Origin of the sequence: Dysgonomonas sp. GY75 (assembly GCF_015234155.1) — a bacterium.
Lineage (GTDB): Bacteria > Bacteroidota > Bacteroidia > Bacteroidales > Dysgonomonadaceae > Dysgonomonas > Dysgonomonas gadei.
Genome location: NZ_JADCLQ010000003.1, coordinates 50,517 through 66,101, shown reverse-complemented (window position 1 = coordinate 66,101; position 15,585 = coordinate 50,517). Strand labels below are relative to the sequence as shown.

The following is a 15,585-nucleotide window of genomic DNA, read 5'->3' as shown; positions in this document are numbered from 1 at the left end:
TGTAAATGCCTGTTTAGAACACGCAATAATTTAAAAATTAATCTATTATGAGAACAAAATTTTACTTCTTAGTGTTTATTATGTTGTGTCTGGGGGGAACGGCTTTTGCTGGTAAAATAGTAGATGTTCCAGTGGGAGACGGACCCGGTGAAGGTGGTCCAACTATAAATCCTCCGGCTGCACGAATGGCTGTTATGTCTCCTATATCTCCTATATCGGTAAAAATGGTTGATGATAAGAGTCTGGTAGTATCATTCAGTGCTAATTTAGGTGTTGTAACTGTAGCCGTTAAAGACGAAGCTGGCGCTGTATATTACACGAAGGTTGTAAATACGTCATATTCAGGCAAATTGTCGGTAAATATTTCTGCACTTCCAGCAGGCACATATACCATAACATTTGTAAATACTGCTACTTCTTTGAAAAAATATGGTACCTTTGAAATTGATTGATATTAAATTTTTCAAATAACAATATTGAGGGGGTTCGGGACTTGTAATCCCGAACCTTTTCTAGTCTGGTTCTTTTTTAATGAGCAAAATAGCATTAGCTAAAAGTCTTACATATTCTCTTCTATTAATACTCTTTCTTTATTCTTGTGAGGAAGGGGGGCATCCTGCAAAACTATTGGAGCAAGCACAGACTAAAATAGAAGATAATCCTTCCGAAGCGCTTCTTCTGCTCGATTCTATCCGTAATCCTTCGGGTATGGATCAGGACAGCTATATGCGGTATGTTTTACTGCATGTTCAGGCAAAATCTTTGATGCGTAAGGATATAAAAAGCGATACTTTGGTCTTTGATGCACAAAGGTATTTTGATACTAAAAATGATCCTTATCTGTCGGCTCTCGCACACTATTATACAGCAGGTGTATATCATGCGAATAATACTCCCGATAAGGAATTGGAGCATTTTATGCTGGCAGGTCATTACGCCCGTAAAGCCGGTAATAATTTACTCATGGGCAAAAGCCGGCATAGTATCGGTAACCTGTATTATGAAAAAGGTGTGATGGACAGTGCTATTGTCAACTACAAACAGGCATTGGATTACTATGCGAAGAATGGAGGAATGGAAACCTTCAGGCTACAGATAATGAGATTTACAGGTATAGCTTATCAGGCGGAGGGAAAACTGGATAGCGCCTATTATTATTTTGACGAAGGTTTACGTTATTCGAAAGAACTGAATAATGTTCCGTCTCAGGTGTCTTTCACCCATATGTTGGGGATGCTGTATCGTAAAAAGGGCGATCATCAGAAATCTGCTGACTATCTGAGAACTGCGCTTGCCGAAACTACCGACCAACAAGAGGCAATAAGGATATGCCTTAGCTTTCTGAAATTATATCATAATCAGAATCAACCGGATTCGGCAAAATATTATTCTGACCTGATGAAAGAGCATTTGGCCAAAATAACATATCCGAGAACACTGGAAGACCTTTATAAATCTTTGTCGAGCTACCACGAAGAAAATGGAGACTACAAGGAAGCATTGCATTACAATAACTTACTGCTGGATGTTACCCGGCAGATAAATGAATCGAACAGTCTGCAAAAATTGTCGGAGGCAGATAAAAAATATAAAGCAGCCCTCCATAAGAAAGAGCTGGATAGTTTGCTCATGCGCAACTATCTCTACTTACTAGGTGGTATATCACTCGTACTCATCGTATTGGTAATAGCATACTTCAATAACAGAACTATGCGGCTCAAACGCCAGAGGATAGACGAGCGCAACAAATTGCTGGAGGAGCAATCACTCGTGCAACAGAAACTACTTGAACATCAGGACGAAAGTCTGACGTATATGCAGGGTATATACCGTAATATTGTGACCGAATGGGTGGAAATAGATAAACAGGTTAAATCGCTGGCTAAAGAATTCGGAGCCAAAGAGGAACCCGAACTTTATGTGAAAATAAAGAAGATGGTGGAAAGCTTCAGGCAAAATACCAATGAGCAGCTCGTGGGACAGGCTAAAGAGCATTTTCAGAAACAGCCGTATGGCGAAAATGTACTGTCGGTACTGAAAGATAAGGAGTTGCTGTTGTTTATGCTATACTATTGCGGATACAAACGTAACGATGTTGCGGTCCTGTTGGGAGTACGTCCGCACAAGGAGAATATGAATTTCCGCAAACTGGACTTACGGAACAAATTACTTAAGGCAGGGATGCCGAAAGAAGACGTTGAGCAGATATTATTTGCAGAGGATAAAGAAGACTGATATTGTCCGGTTTTCCTCTGTACTCAAACCACTTCCTTTTTTGATATTTCTACTGTTTTGCCATCAAGCAGCGATACGATATTTTCAGGATTTATCTTTAATGTATGCAAACTGTCGCCCGTTCCTCCGTAAACATAGTCTAAGTCCAATAATCTTTTATCGATAAAGCAAGGCAAATTATGCCCGATCAAAGGAACCGAGCCTGTTTCATAGCCGGTTGCCTTTTTCACATCTAGCCTGTCAGCCAGGCTGAATGTCGCGAAGCCTATATTACTACCCGTTTTTTTGAAATCTATTTTCCCGTTTTGGGCACTTACAATGAGTGCGACAAAGCCATTTTCTGTTTTTATGATAAATGCAGGAGCGGCTTTACTACTATCGAAGTACTTATCGGCGTCCTCTGTTTTTAATATAGGCTCATTGTGCCTGATTATTTCGTAGTCGCAGGCCGATTTATGCAGTAGTTCGTCTAATTGGTTAAGAGTGAGCATCTGTCCGGTTTATTATTTTATACCACAATATGCTGCAAAACAAATATTCTTATGCAATACATCTACTTCACTGAATCCAACCTGTTTCATCAGGTTTAACTGGTAAATGAGTGGTCTTGGGCTATCTTCTTTCTCTATATATGCCAGTACGTTATGTGCATATTCCGTGCCTCCGATACCCGATAAGTATTCGGTATATTTATCGGTGAAATAGCTGTCGAGTACTTCCGATTGCTGGGTTATCAAATCCGATATCATCAGGCATCCGCCCCTCTTGAGTATCTTATACAACTTGGCAAAGACTGCGAACCAGTCTTCATCATCTCTCAAATGATGCAAAACGGCTCCCGCCAGAATAATATCATAAGATTCTTCTTTCAGTTCTGCAGTTCTGATATCGCTTTGTATGGTTTTTATAGCGCCCGTTGTTACTATACCTGTGCGTTCTTTTGCCCTATCGAGCATCGGTTGGCTCAAATCTATCAGGGTACAATTGAGATTGGGCAGCTTCGATAACATTTTCAGTGTATAATTGCCTGCACCACAACCTATATCGAGTAGATTTTTAGCATCCGGACAAAGTCTTTTCGCCGATTCTGTAATCAGTTCGAGTGAAATTGCAGAATCTATAGTCGATACTTGCCCTGTTTCGAGATTGGAAAAACGTTCTACATCGTTGTCGAATCTTTCCCTTATTTCATCAGTTGTCGATTTGCTATGCATATGTGCTTGTATTTTGAACGAACGAAGTTAAATAAAACTCTTCCATTCTGTTATCAAAATAAAAATAATTTATCTATACTCTAAAAACACCAATGAAAAAAACGGAAAATATGAAACAACATTCGACAGGAGCCAATTATTCAGTAATTAAATTATCCCAATCAGTAAAATCGTACCCCACATTCACCCGCAACACAAAAGGCTGGGTGAGTTACGACCGAGACAATCTGCTGCCGCAACGAATCATAGAACTGAACAATGAATCGGCGATCAACAAGGCAGTGATAGAAAATAAAGTGACTTATATTTGCGGAACAGGAGTGAGGGACGGGGAGTATTACGGTCAACCTAACCCTGCCGACGACTGGGATGCATTGATAGAAAAAATAGCTAAAGATTATGTGACTTTCGGCGGATATTGTTTTCAGGTGATACTGAACGAAAACGGCAAGACTGTAAGCCTTTATCATACCGATTTCAGTAAAGTGAGAGTGGGGGAGATCAACGAGTTCGGAACTTATCTTAGCTTCTTCCTGTCTAACGATTGGCGCAAGACATACGGAAAATTCGCTCCGGTAGAGATAAAGGCATATGGGGCCGAAGAAATGCAGAAAGGTGTTCCGTATCTTTTCTATTACAAGGATTATGAGCCGAGTCTCGATTATTACCCTGTGCCCCAGTATTATTCCGCATTGAATTATATAGAAGCGGATGGCTTGCTGGGCAAATTTTACCGCAACTCTATCAACAATGGTTTTGTACCCTCAACCATTATTACCATGCCGAGTAATCCGGCAGAAGATCAGAAAGAACAATTCCAGAAAGATATCGAGAGCAGCTATGCAGGGACTAACGGGGCAAACAGTATTGTTGTGCTTTGGGGCGAAAGTCAGGAAGTAAAGCCCGTGGTAACATCGTATACAGCGAGTAACAATGCCGATCTGTACAACAATGTGGATGAGATTATTTTCCAGAAAATCATATCTGCCCATCGCCTTACTTCGCCTACATTGGCAGGTCTGTCGGGGTCAGGCAACCTGAGCGGAAATGCCAATGAGATTATCAATTCGTATGTGCTCTACAACCATACGGTCATTCATCAGCTTCGCCGCAAAATATTGGATACGCTAAGTATTTTTACCATCAATAACGGTTATAAGCGGTTGGTGGTGGAAGATCTGGATATTGTAAAAGAACTTGCTGCCGATAGCAATAATTAGTTTTTTTGTATTTCATGTGCGGGTACGGACTTTAAGGTTCGTACCCTTTTCTCTTACTCAATCCCCACCCACCATTCTTTAAATGTCTGTGTGCTGTCTTTCAGATTCACCACTTCGCCTATCATTGGTGTCAGCAGGCGCATATCTTCTCTCTTGCTTGCAGCCGTAACCCTTTTCAGAGGGTCATCCCACGAATGGTTTGCCAGAGCGTATTTAGATGAATGCACGGGGAAAAGTACCTGTGTATGCAGGTCTTTCGCTGCCTGCACTACTTCTTCGGGCATCATATGTATATATTTCCATCCTGTGCCATATTGTCCGTTTTCGAGTATGGCCAGATCTATCTTACCGAAGCGCTCGCCTATTTTGGCAAAATGGGTGTCATATCCGCTGTCGCCGCCCAGATATATTTTCATTGTAGGTGTTTGCAAAAGGTATGAAGCCCATAGCGACTGATTCGGCGAAAGTCCGCGACCCGAAAAATGCCGGGCAGGGAGACAATATGTCGTAAATCCGTCACCGATAACGGCGTCCTCGTTCCAGTCCAGTTCTACAACCTTGTCCATATCAAAACCCCATCTTTCGAAATGTTCTGCTACGCCCAGTCCACAGATTACTTTACCCGTGCGGTCTTTGAGAGCCATTACACTTTTATAATCGAGATGATCCCAGTGATCGTGCGAAATGAAGAGATAGTCTATATCAGGCATGTCTTCTGCCGTGTATCCGTCAGCACCGTCGAATGCTTTGTTGACAAACGAAACAGGCGATGCAGCCTTGCTGAAGACCGGATCGGCCAGTATGCGCTTGCCGTCTATCTGTATGAAATAGGATGAATGACCAAACCAGACCAGTATATCTTCGTTGCGGTCGAGATGGAGTAAATCGGTTTTCACTGAAGGAATTTTATCGGTAGGAGTGACGCGCTCATGTTTTGCAAAAAGGAAATCATACATAATACCTATATATCCTTTGTCTCCCGTTAGTTGTGGCGTATAGCTCAGATTCTGGAATTTTCCATCCCTGTAATTAGGTGAGTTCTTCACCCTTTCTTTGCGCTCTCCGCCTGGTGTACGTCCAAAACTCGGCTGATTGACAAATATTGCAATTGTGATTGCTAATAGTGCTGCTACTGAAAGTATTATAATCATTGTTCTCTTGATTCTCTTTTTAGTTTTCGGTTTCATGAAGTTTCAATTTTTATGTTAAAAACAAAATTTGTGCCATAATTTATATGAAACTTTAAAGAGAACGCTGAGCCGGTAATAGTAGATTTCCGGATAAATATTGGATAGCGCAGAATTTGTGTTTTTATTTTTCCTTGTATCCTTTTCCTTGCCCGAAGGTGATAAATATATGGTCGAAGCCCATAGCCTGCAAAATAGGGCGTAGCAGGTTTACGGCACTATCGCGGCTTTTGCTGTCCATGTCTAGTTTTGCAGCTTGTTCGCGCAACTGCTTTTCGGCCTGGCGGTACGCTTCGTCGGCTATTTGTGTCGACTCCCACAACCCGAATTGCATATCGTAGATGCGCGAGGCCGAATGGTCTATTGCTACATGGCATATTTCGGGGGCGGGCAGAGTCAGGCGTATCGAATCGCCGGAGGTGTATATGTCTTCGGGTTTGAGGCGGGTGAGGTCTATGCAGCAGATCACTTCACCCGATACTATGAGTGCAGTCTTGGCATTTGGCAGCCACTGGCGCACCTTCTTATATTCCACCATATCCTGAATGTTGTATTTCAACACTTCCAGATTGCCGAGACTTTCTATTTTCTCCACAATCATATTGTGCGAAACTTCCACTTTTTCCCCTCCTTTGTCTTTGCCGCCAAAGAGGTACATGATAATGCCACCGATAAGGATACCGATAGCGAGCATATTTATATAACTGCGTTGTTTTATTGTATTTCTGCCGGACATATATTGCATTTATCTGCTATTTGAAGTAAATGTACGAAAAGCGATTGTTTTTATCAAATCAAAAATGGCTGTGTATATAATAGTTTGCTATATGGCTGGATCTTTGAAAGATAAACCCCTGTCTTTTACTAATAAGTAGTTATGAGACAGAGGTATATTTATTACTTCCGACGAAGGGTAATTACATAGGTATCTCTCTTGCATCCGAATTGTAATCTCTCACATCATTCGATTTGCGGTCTAGTTTTTCCCTTACTCTTTCGGCTTCTTTTGCTATATCCCTTTGTCTGCGGGACGGATCATCATCTCCTTCCGATTCTTCCCTCTCTTCCATGTTTATATCGAGAGCCTGATCGTTGTTGCCAAATACCTGATCTGCATCCAGATGCTTGATTTGCTCTATTTCTTCATCGGTGAGATGTTTCCCTTTACTATTATCTGTGCTCATAATCTGTGAATTTTTAATCTGTAAATGACTATACGATTGTATTTTAAACAAATATACAGGACAATAGTTCTTTCCAATATTTTAAATGTTGTAAAAAACAGTTTCTTAATATAAACAGAAAAGGCCGGAAAATTTCCGGCCTTAGGCGATGAAGTATGAAGCCTTTCAAAAGATTTCCTCAGTTATTGTTGTGTAGTAGTCGATACATTGCCTTATGTCCGGAACGGAATTGTCCCAGTTGTTTTCATATTCTATAGATATGTATCCTTTAAAGTTTTGTGCTTTAAGTGTTTTTAGCATTCCTTCCACATCGAGTATACCTTTTCCCCAGATCACATCGTGCTGTTCGGTTTCTCCCTCTTTCTTTTCGGCTATATCCTTGAAGTGCAGCGATACGATACGCCCGTCCAGTTTCTTGAGACAGTCGATCTGATTTAATCCCTCGCGGCGCCAGTGACCCACGTCGCAACATGCTCCTATCATCGGGTTTCGGTTGGCTATCTGTGCCAGCAGCAGGTCTGGATTCCAGTAGGTTGACGGCTGCGGATGGTTGTGCACGGCTATCTTTATGCCATATTTGTTAACGAGGCTTTCTATAAGGTCCCAGTCTTTTATGGACGGTTCGCAGGAGATGAACTCCATGCCCATCTCTTTAGCCAGGATAAATTCTTTTTCCCAGTCGTCCGGGTTATCTGTGGTATATACGCCGGTGGAGATTATTTTTACACCTTTGCTTTCGGCAAATTCCTTTATTTCCTTGCGTTCTTCGGTGGTGAGTCCTATGCCGAATACTTTGTCACCCCATTTGTCGCCCAGTTTGTGTCCGGGAAATACCTCGATGTATTTCACTCCCAGTTCGTGGGTTTTGTCGATAGCTTCGGCAAAGGTGAACTTGTGGAAGGTATAGGATTGCATAGACAAATACCATCCGTTTTGTTCGGCTTTGGTTACTGTCACGGTTTTTGGTTGATTACCAGCTTCCGGTTGTTGCTTGTTCTTTGTATTGCATGATGCATAACTGCATAGTATGCCTGCAATTAATAGGTACTTAAATAGTTTTTTCATACGTTAGATTCGTTAGGGCATATCTTAATTAACAGTGTCAAAGATAAATAAAAGTTTGGGTTAGGGGGTATCTTACAGGCATATTTTGAGGTAACAGGTTAATATTTAACTTTTTCCGTTGTACTCCTTTTACTTAGTATCCGCTATATAAACAGCATCTATCTCCTCTTAAATTAAAATTATCTATAAAATGTACTTTATTAAAAAACTTACCTGTAAATTTAGCTGTTAAAGAAAAGGTATCAATTTAATAACTACTTAAATTTTTTTATACCTATGAAGATACACGAATATCAGGCAAAAAATCTATTCTCGTCTTATGGCATTCCCGTTGAAAAGTATGTACTCTGTAATGTCGCCAATGAGGCTGTTACTGCGTACGACGGGCTGAATATGGAACGGGTGGTAGTAAAAGCACAGGTGCTTACCGGCGGCCGAGGTAAAGCAGGAGGAGTTAAACTGGCAAAGAACAGGGAGGATGTAAAACAATATGCAACGGATATTCTGGGTATGAGTATCAAAGAATTCCCCGTTACAAAAATCATTGTAAGTGAAGCCGTTAATATCGGCTCGGAATACTATGTGAGCTTTGTTATCGACCGCAATACTAAATCCGTCATCCTGATGATGAGTGCCGAAGGTGGTATGGATATAGAGGAAGTAGCCGAACATTCACCGGAAAAGATACACAAATTTGCCATTGATCCTTTTATCGGAGTTCCTGATTATCTGGCGCGGCGGTTTGCATTCACTATATTCGAAGAAATAAACCAGGTGAATCAATTGGCGGTAATATTGCAAAAACTATATAAACTGTTCGTAGATAAAGATGCGTCACTGGCCGAAATCAATCCGCTGGTACTCACCAAAGAAGGCAACCTGATAGCAATAGATGCCAAGATGACCTTCGACGACAATGCGCTCTACCGTCAGCCGCAGATACATGCCCTCTTTGAGCCTACCGAAGAAGAAAAAACAGAGGCTTATGCCAAGGAGAAAGGTTTCAGCTATGTGCATCTCGATGGCGAAATAGGCTGTATGGTAAATGGAGCAGGTCTTGCCATGGCCACTATGGACATGATAAAACTGTATGGCGGTACACCTGCCAATTTTCTCGACATAGGCGGCAGCTCCAATCCCAATAAAGTGATAGATGCCATGACCTTGTTGCTCAAAGACCCGAAAGTGAAAGTAGTGTTGATCAATATATTCGGCGGCATAACCCGTTGCGACGATGTGGCTTCGGGTTTGCTTACCGCCTTCGAACAATTGGAAACCGATATTCCCGTTATCGTCCGCCTTACAGGCACTAACGAAAAGCAGGGACGCGATATGCTTGCAGGAACCCGCTTCAAAGTGGCGGAAACTATGGGAGAGGCAGTGCAGTTAGCAGTTGGCAGTAATCAGTCAACAGTTATCAAAACATCATAAAAAATACCGTTTTTTTAATAATCAATAAATATTAACACTGTTAACTGATGACTGTTAACTGTTAACTGAAAAAAATATGAGTATACTAATAAACGAATCCACACGACTGATAGTACAGGGAATAACCGGACGCGACGGCAGTTTCCATACAAAGAAGATGCTAGAATACGGTACAAATATTGTAGGCGGTACATCGCCCGGAAAAGGTGGTACGGAGATACTCGGCGTACCTGTATTCAATACTGTATATGAGGCTGTGCAACAGACGCAGGCCAATACATCCATTATATTTGTTCCTGCTAAATTTGCGGCAGATGCTATAATGGAAGCAGCCGATGCAGGAGTCAGACTCATTATCTGCATATCCGAGGGGCTCCCTACGCTGGATGCTGTGAAGGCATTCCGTTATACCCAGATGAAAGGGGTGATGCTGATAGGACCTAATTGTCCGGGATTGATGTCGCCCGATAAATGCCTTGTAGGAATACTTCCGGGACAGATTTTTAAGAAAGGGAATATAGGTGTTATCAGCCGGAGCGGTACATTAACCTATGAGGTTGTGTATCATCTTACGGCAAACGGTATGGGGCAGTCCACTGCCGTAGGTATGGGCGGAGACCCTGTAGTGGGACTTTACTACCGTGAATTGCTGGAAATGCTGCAAAATGATCCCGATACCGATGCCATAGTTATGATAGGCGAAATAGGTGGTAATGCAGAAGAACAGGCTGCTGAATATATCCGTAAGCATGTGACAAAACCTGTTGTCGGCTTTATAGCAGGTCAGGCGGCTCCCCAGGGTAAACAGATGGGGCATGCCGGTGCTATTATAGCTGGTGGTTCGGGTACTGCCGCCGATAAGATTGCTGCACTGGAAGCTGCGGGTGTGCGGGTGGCGAAAGAGCCGTCGGAGATACCAGGCCTGCTGAAAGAACGGCTTGGCAATTGATAAAATATTTATGAATAGAAATCCCCTGTATTATAGTGTATACAGGGGATTTTCTTATTATCATTGAGATGTTGTCTGATATGTTTACCTGTTTCCGTAGCATGTTCTTAACCAAGTTTAACGGCTATGATAGAACATTATTATGTAATCCTGCGTTATCATTATGTAGTTTTGTAAAGTTTGTGTTAAGGTTGAAGAAGTCAGCGATGCGATATCGGGGACTTTTTCTTTTTAAGCAATATTCTTCAGCGTACGGAAACAGAGAGAGCAGCTCATCGGCTGCCCTCTATATTATCTTCGAGTTAAGTTACTCATTGAGCCTGTCCACTGCCCATGCCAGAATGTTGCTGAACAGTATCTTTTTCGGTTCATAACCACTATTAGCCAGATTAGCCCATGCACCCCCGTCTGCCAGCAGAATACGCGCAGTTCCGTCCGAAACTTTGGCTATAGGGATAAACCGGCTTCGAACAGAAGTATCCGTAACTGACGCTGCCAGATCTATCTTCCAGTTGTAATCGCCGTCCCTGGCAAAAGATAATCCGGATGCATTACCAAAAGGTCCGTTGACAAGCTTGTCGTTCGGCGATGTGAGTGTAGTTGAATTTACTATTATTCCGGCTTCGGCATTGGTTGCGGCAGAATAGGTAGCCAATACGGATGATGTGCTTACTCCTAACAGGCCTGCGACTATCGATACTGCACCCGCCACCGGGGTGGTGGTGTTATCTACAGCGTAGATAAGTATCTTTCCGCTTTTGATATAAGCCAGTGCTGTCGCAGCCTCTGTCGCACTCAGAGTCATACTGTAATTGATGATGGTCACATCGGTAGCCTTATTTGTCATATTGGCTACTGTATTAGCCGTGGAACCGGTGGCAGAAGTTATCTTCTCCACTTTATCATATATTCCGTTTGGTCCGTAGTTGTCTATATTCCCGGCTATATTAGTCATAGAAGCAGGATAGCCTGCGTATGAAATGTTGTTTATGTACACCGATAAAGCAGGATATACTGCCTTTATGGTAAAAGGGCATGTAGTAGCAGACAATGCACTGTTTGTGGTCAGGGTAAAATTATTCAAACCCTGTGTCAACGGTTTATCAGTCAAATTTGTCGTTGGTATTGTAAATGTCTGGTTTCCAGCTGAAATTAGACCTGTTTTTGCAAAAGAATATCCATTGACTTCATCTGTTTTTATCTCATACATTCCTCCCGTCGAAGGTGCTGTGGCCATACCCTGTACTGTAAGGTAATTAGTTGACGGATTCAACTCCGTTCCTACCAGATATGTTCCGTTTACAGCCAAAGTGTTACAGTCGATAAGATAATCTAATGGTTTGCTGAGAACCTGATTAGACAAGGATGTTTCAAGAGTATTGATCTTCACTTTTATCACATCCGGCACATCGGTAAGATCGCTGGTGGATAAAACGGGTGTACCACTTCCCGGCGCCATAATCGTTTGTACTCCCGTTGTCAGGAATTCGCCTGTTAGAATATAGTCATAACCATTGGTGGTGATACCGGTGATAATATATTTTCCGGGAACAGAAATATCCAGTACTATATTTAAATAGTTCAGCGGAGTAAGTTCCACCCCTTTTATATATGTGCCTCTCACCGTAGCGGAAACTACGGTGAAATCTGCAACTACATCTGGAGGGCAACCGGTATCGGAGACGGGAACCCACTGAGTTCCGTCCCATATATTAAGCCCGATAGAGAGCTCCGGTGTTTCCTGCATATTATATACAATCATACCTGTCGATTGTTTTTTTTCCTCTTCGGTTGCCGAGATAACCAAAGGAACCAAGCTTTGAAGGCTGACCAGGGATACACGCGGTAGTAAGAGTCCTTTTGTAGAATTTGCTAAATTGCTGCCGCTTGTATTTGTCTCCTTGAGATCAAGTAAGGCTCCTGTCCTTGGTGAAAGGTTGGAACCGATCGTTATTTGCGCTGTAAGCATTGAGAAGTTCGACATTGCTATTATTACAATCAAATGTAATATTAAAGTCTTTGTGATTAGCTTCATAAGTTAATAGTTTGAACAAATACGTCTATTGTGTTGTCTTATATTTTAACAAATATCAGTTCAATTAGTTTTGTCTTTACTCTGTTATTGTCTTTATTGTCTTTTTTCGGAGCACAAATATATGACATGATTTTTGAAAATATAGTTTTTAACGTCAAAATAATGACTTTTTATTGTTAATAATAGTTTTTTTGGCCTGTTTTAAGTTGCATAAACAATAAAAAGACAGTTTTGGAAACTGTCTTTTTTAAAATAGATTGCATTGTAAACAGGAATTTGAGCTAACGCTTCGGAAAATGAAATCCACTGTTGAATTCCATCTCTTTTTTACACTTATCTTCCGGTTGCCACAAAGGATAGTTAGTCCGGTATTTGTACAGGAAATCCACAAGTTGCTGTTTTAACACATCTGCATCGTTCTTTACCCATTGTCGCAATTGAGCAAGATCTTTTATATCCACACCTTTACTGTTCTCACTTTCCCGGATTGTTATACCCTTGTTTACGATAGTAGCCCAATGGAAAGGCAAAGCCTGATAAACGGCACAGAAGGAGAGGGCAGGGGCGATTTTCAATATCAGATCGCTGTTTTCCGGTGTAAGGGTATTGGCCGATACCTGTTCGCATAATTCATCCATTAGCGGCTCGCCCAGTATGCCTGCAATATGAAGCTCCTGCGCAATACAGATATAAGGTATAAACTCGGTGATGTCGGTGTTGGATGTCACAGGTGAATGCATCTTAAACAGTTTCTCACTTATCAGGGGTAATTGTATTAGTTCTCTCATAGCTTTTTACTGTATAGATAAACTTTTTTTAATTTGATAATGCCAGATTCAAAAAATATATAAATATGGATGAAAAAAGAAAAGATTGTTTCACAACAACCTTTTCCCAACTAACCTTATTCTAATACTATGGGAAAACATAAGTATTAAAATAAAAAAATATCTTTATCGGACGATTATCTCATAATTCGGTTGTTTTTATTCTTATGCCTGCGCAAATTCTGGTTCCGGGCCTCTGCGTAGCTTCTATTTTGTGTAACATGTCAGGTTTATCTTATTGGTACACATATGCACCTGTTAAATTACTATAATCCAAATATAAGAACATTACGAGAATGAAGTAGATTTATGAATGGATAATAACATTATTTAAGTAAAGTTGTCCGTATCCGGATGAAGCGGGACGTCCTGTTTTATATAGCAATGTTATTAAAGACAAAAATTCATTTAAAATATTAAAAGTAAATGATCTGATATTCAATTGGTTAATTAACTATTTTAATGAGTTATTTTAACGCAATATGTTTCATTTTTAGCATAGATCAGGTTATATTTGTAATGCATACAACGTTCTTTACATAAGAAACTTACTTGGTTAAAAAAACGGCTGCACGTACCTGATGGTAATACTGTTTGACAGCGGTAGCCGTTTTGCGATTGATTTCTCTATGGATGCACTCCTTATCCGGTGTGCTTTTCATTAATTAAACACTTATATAATCGCCTTAACCGAATTTTTAAACTTCACATTCCGAAATTTTAAAACGGGAAAGACTTGCAATAATATAGATGTATTGCAAGTCTTTTTTGTAATTTCAATTACTTTATCTATACTATAAAAACTTATGGCAAAGAAAACGATAAACGTTGATATTGAGATTGATACAAAGAAAGCAGAGGAAGCAGCTTCCAAGTTTGGCAAATTTCTGGGAGTAGAAGATACCCTGATTGCAAATTTTTATAAACATTCCGGAAACGTGATAGACAATATAGGGCAGATAGCAACGGCATCGGCAGAAGTAGCCGCGCGCGTGGAAGATGAACAGTATAAGTTTGAGAGGCAGATAAGGTGGTAACTATTTGTGGAAAATTATTGTATATGCCAACTCGGAAGAATAACCTCTTAAATTCTTATTATATACTTTAATGTAATTATCATCTGTACTCCAACCTCCAATATCTTCCTCTTTTTCACAAGACACTAGATTAAAGGAGATAAATAATGTTATAATAAGGTATAAGATATTTTTTCATTGTTTTATAGTATTTCCATCTATAAATATAGACTTTTAAATAAATATTGGGTTTAATCTGTTATCAAAATAAAAGTAATTTATCTATACGGTGAGAAAGAATGAAGAATTAAGAATGGCGCAAGCGATCTATAATACTCAATCTAACTCTTCATTATTAACTATTAATTATAAAATTATGTTAGAAATCGAAATCAACAACCAAAAAATCTCTGTACCCGAATCATGGGCCGACCTGTGCCTTGCCGACTACGAAAAATGGTTTAAGCATCACCCCGAAGACAAGATGGAATATGTGCACTTCATAGCAGGCATTTGCAAGCTGGACAGCGAATGGCTGCTCAACTCGCCGACCCAACTGTTCGACGCCATATCCGATGCCGTCGGCTTTATATTCGATACCGACTTCGAACCCGCAACAAAGGTCAATGTCGACGGACGGGACTACTTTATTTCCCCGTCGGATGGACTCACACTGGGCGAATGGATAGACATAGAGCAAACGCTGGAAAGTGACAGCCTGACCAAGATTTCGGAAACGCTGGCTATCGTATGCCGTCCGGCGGGTGAAAGCTACCATCCCGATACCGCCGCCGTACGACAAGAGACGTTCCGCAACCTACCTTGCGACAAAGCCCTACCATTGCTCGCTTTTTTTTTGTACAGAAAGAAAGAATCAGAAGCGATTTTGCACCATTATTCAACGGTGGTGGCTCAGGCAAACCGGTTTCTAAAGGATACAAAGACTTTTGTAATAAATGGGGGTGGTATAAAACAATTGCCGATCTGGCAGAGGATAAAATTTATTTATTTGACCAGATTACTGAGAAAGCAGTTGTCGAAGTTTTCGGATTCCTCCTTTACCGGATAGATAAGGCGCGGGCTGAGGATGAGCAGTATAAGTTTGAGAAGCAGATAAGGAGGTAATTATTGGGGAAAAACTATTGTATATGCCAGTTCGGAAGAACTTATCATATTTTTATTGTATACTTTATAGTTCTGTCCATCAGGTATTATTGTATAT

At 40.9% G+C, this 15,585-nt stretch carries 15 protein-coding genes; 7 read left to right on the top strand and 8 right to left on the bottom strand.

Features of this window, described 5'->3' with window-relative positions; genetic code table 11:
- The first annotated feature begins 47 nt into the window (after positions 1–47).
- Together IR083_RS01585 and IR083_RS01580 are read left to right on the top strand one after the other, a co-directional pair.
- Positions 48–452 (top strand): DUF3244 domain-containing protein, encoded by a 405-nt coding sequence (locus tag IR083_RS01585; RefSeq protein ID WP_006797982.1) that lies wholly within the window; start codon positions 48–50, stop codon positions 450–452.
- A gap of 79 nt (positions 453–531) precedes the next feature.
- Positions 532–2,235, top strand: coding sequence for a tetratricopeptide repeat protein (locus IR083_RS01580; RefSeq protein ID WP_194222984.1), 1,704 nt, complete (start codon positions 532–534; stop codon positions 2,233–2,235).
- A 23-nt stretch (positions 2,236–2,258) separates the two neighbouring features.
- Here the strand turns inward: IR083_RS01580 and IR083_RS01575 are convergent, their stop codons facing one another.
- Positions 2,259–2,726, bottom strand: coding sequence for an aminoacyl-tRNA deacylase (locus tag IR083_RS01575; RefSeq protein ID WP_194222983.1), 468 nt, complete (start codon positions 2,724–2,726; stop codon positions 2,259–2,261).
- A gap of 12 nt (positions 2,727–2,738) precedes the next feature.
- A complete protein-coding gene (locus IR083_RS01570; RefSeq protein WP_194222982.1) occupies positions 2,739–3,449 on the bottom strand; it encodes a class I SAM-dependent methyltransferase in 711 nt (236 codons plus the stop codon).
- A gap of 92 nt (positions 3,450–3,541) precedes the next feature.
- On the opposite strand from IR083_RS01570, the gene IR083_RS01565 reads away from it, so the two are divergent.
- A complete protein-coding gene (locus tag IR083_RS01565; protein WP_194222981.1) occupies positions 3,542–4,669 on the top strand; it encodes a phage portal protein in 1,128 nt (375 codons plus the stop codon).
- A gap of 53 nt (positions 4,670–4,722) precedes the next feature.
- Here the strand turns inward: IR083_RS01565 and IR083_RS01560 are convergent, their stop codons facing one another.
- The 4 genes from IR083_RS01560 to IR083_RS01545 form a co-directional block, all read right to left on the bottom strand.
- Positions 4,723–5,856, bottom strand: a complete 1,134-nt coding sequence (locus IR083_RS01560) for an MBL fold metallo-hydrolase (protein ID WP_194222980.1) — start codon at positions 5,854–5,856, stop codon at positions 4,723–4,725.
- A gap of 124 nt (positions 5,857–5,980) precedes the next feature.
- Positions 5,981–6,592 (bottom strand): DUF4230 domain-containing protein, encoded by a 612-nt coding sequence (locus tag IR083_RS01555; protein WP_006797988.1) that lies wholly within the window; start codon positions 6,590–6,592, stop codon positions 5,981–5,983.
- Between the two features lie 181 nt (positions 6,593–6,773).
- On the bottom strand, positions 6,774–7,040 hold the full coding sequence (locus IR083_RS01550; RefSeq protein ID WP_006797989.1) for a hypothetical protein: 267 nt from the start codon (positions 7,038–7,040) through the stop codon (positions 6,774–6,776).
- Between the two features lie 165 nt (positions 7,041–7,205).
- On the bottom strand, positions 7,206–8,105 hold the full coding sequence (locus IR083_RS01545; RefSeq protein WP_194222979.1) for a sugar phosphate isomerase/epimerase family protein: 900 nt from the start codon (positions 8,103–8,105) through the stop codon (positions 7,206–7,208).
- Positions 8,106–8,381: 276 nt separating this feature from the next.
- Between IR083_RS01545 and sucC the strand changes: the two genes are divergently transcribed.
- Both sucC and sucD read left to right on the top strand, forming a co-directional pair.
- Positions 8,382–9,536, top strand: a complete 1,155-nt coding sequence (sucC, locus tag IR083_RS01540; RefSeq protein ID WP_194222978.1) for an ADP-forming succinate--CoA ligase subunit beta — start codon at positions 8,382–8,384, stop codon at positions 9,534–9,536.
- 76 nt (positions 9,537–9,612) lie between these two features.
- Positions 9,613–10,485 carry a succinate--CoA ligase subunit alpha gene (sucD, locus tag IR083_RS01535; RefSeq protein ID WP_006797992.1) on the top strand — a complete coding sequence of 291 codons (873 nt, stop codon included), beginning with the start codon at positions 9,613–9,615 and terminating at the stop codon, positions 10,483–10,485.
- A 307-nt stretch (positions 10,486–10,792) separates the two neighbouring features.
- Here the strand turns inward: sucD and IR083_RS01530 are convergent, their stop codons facing one another.
- Both IR083_RS01530 and IR083_RS01525 read right to left on the bottom strand, forming a co-directional pair.
- Positions 10,793–12,520, bottom strand: a complete 1,728-nt coding sequence (locus IR083_RS01530) for a hypothetical protein (RefSeq protein ID WP_194222977.1) — start codon at positions 12,518–12,520, stop codon at positions 10,793–10,795.
- A gap of 281 nt (positions 12,521–12,801) precedes the next feature.
- Complete coding sequence (locus IR083_RS01525) at positions 12,802–13,308, bottom strand: DUF6712 family protein (protein ID WP_006797994.1); 507 nt, start codon at positions 13,306–13,308, stop codon at positions 12,802–12,804.
- An 845-nt stretch (positions 13,309–14,153) separates the two neighbouring features.
- Here IR083_RS01525 and IR083_RS01520 point away from each other — a divergent pair.
- Together IR083_RS01520 and IR083_RS01515 are read left to right on the top strand one after the other, a co-directional pair.
- Positions 14,154–14,384: a hypothetical protein gene (locus tag IR083_RS01520; RefSeq protein ID WP_194222976.1), complete on the top strand. Its 231-nt coding sequence runs from the start codon at positions 14,154–14,156 to the stop codon at positions 14,382–14,384.
- Positions 14,385–14,739: 355 nt separating this feature from the next.
- On the top strand, positions 14,740–15,432 hold the full coding sequence (locus tag IR083_RS01515; RefSeq protein ID WP_194222975.1) for a hypothetical protein: 693 nt from the start codon (positions 14,740–14,742) through the stop codon (positions 15,430–15,432).
- The last annotated feature ends 153 nt before the right edge of the window (positions 15,433–15,585 follow it).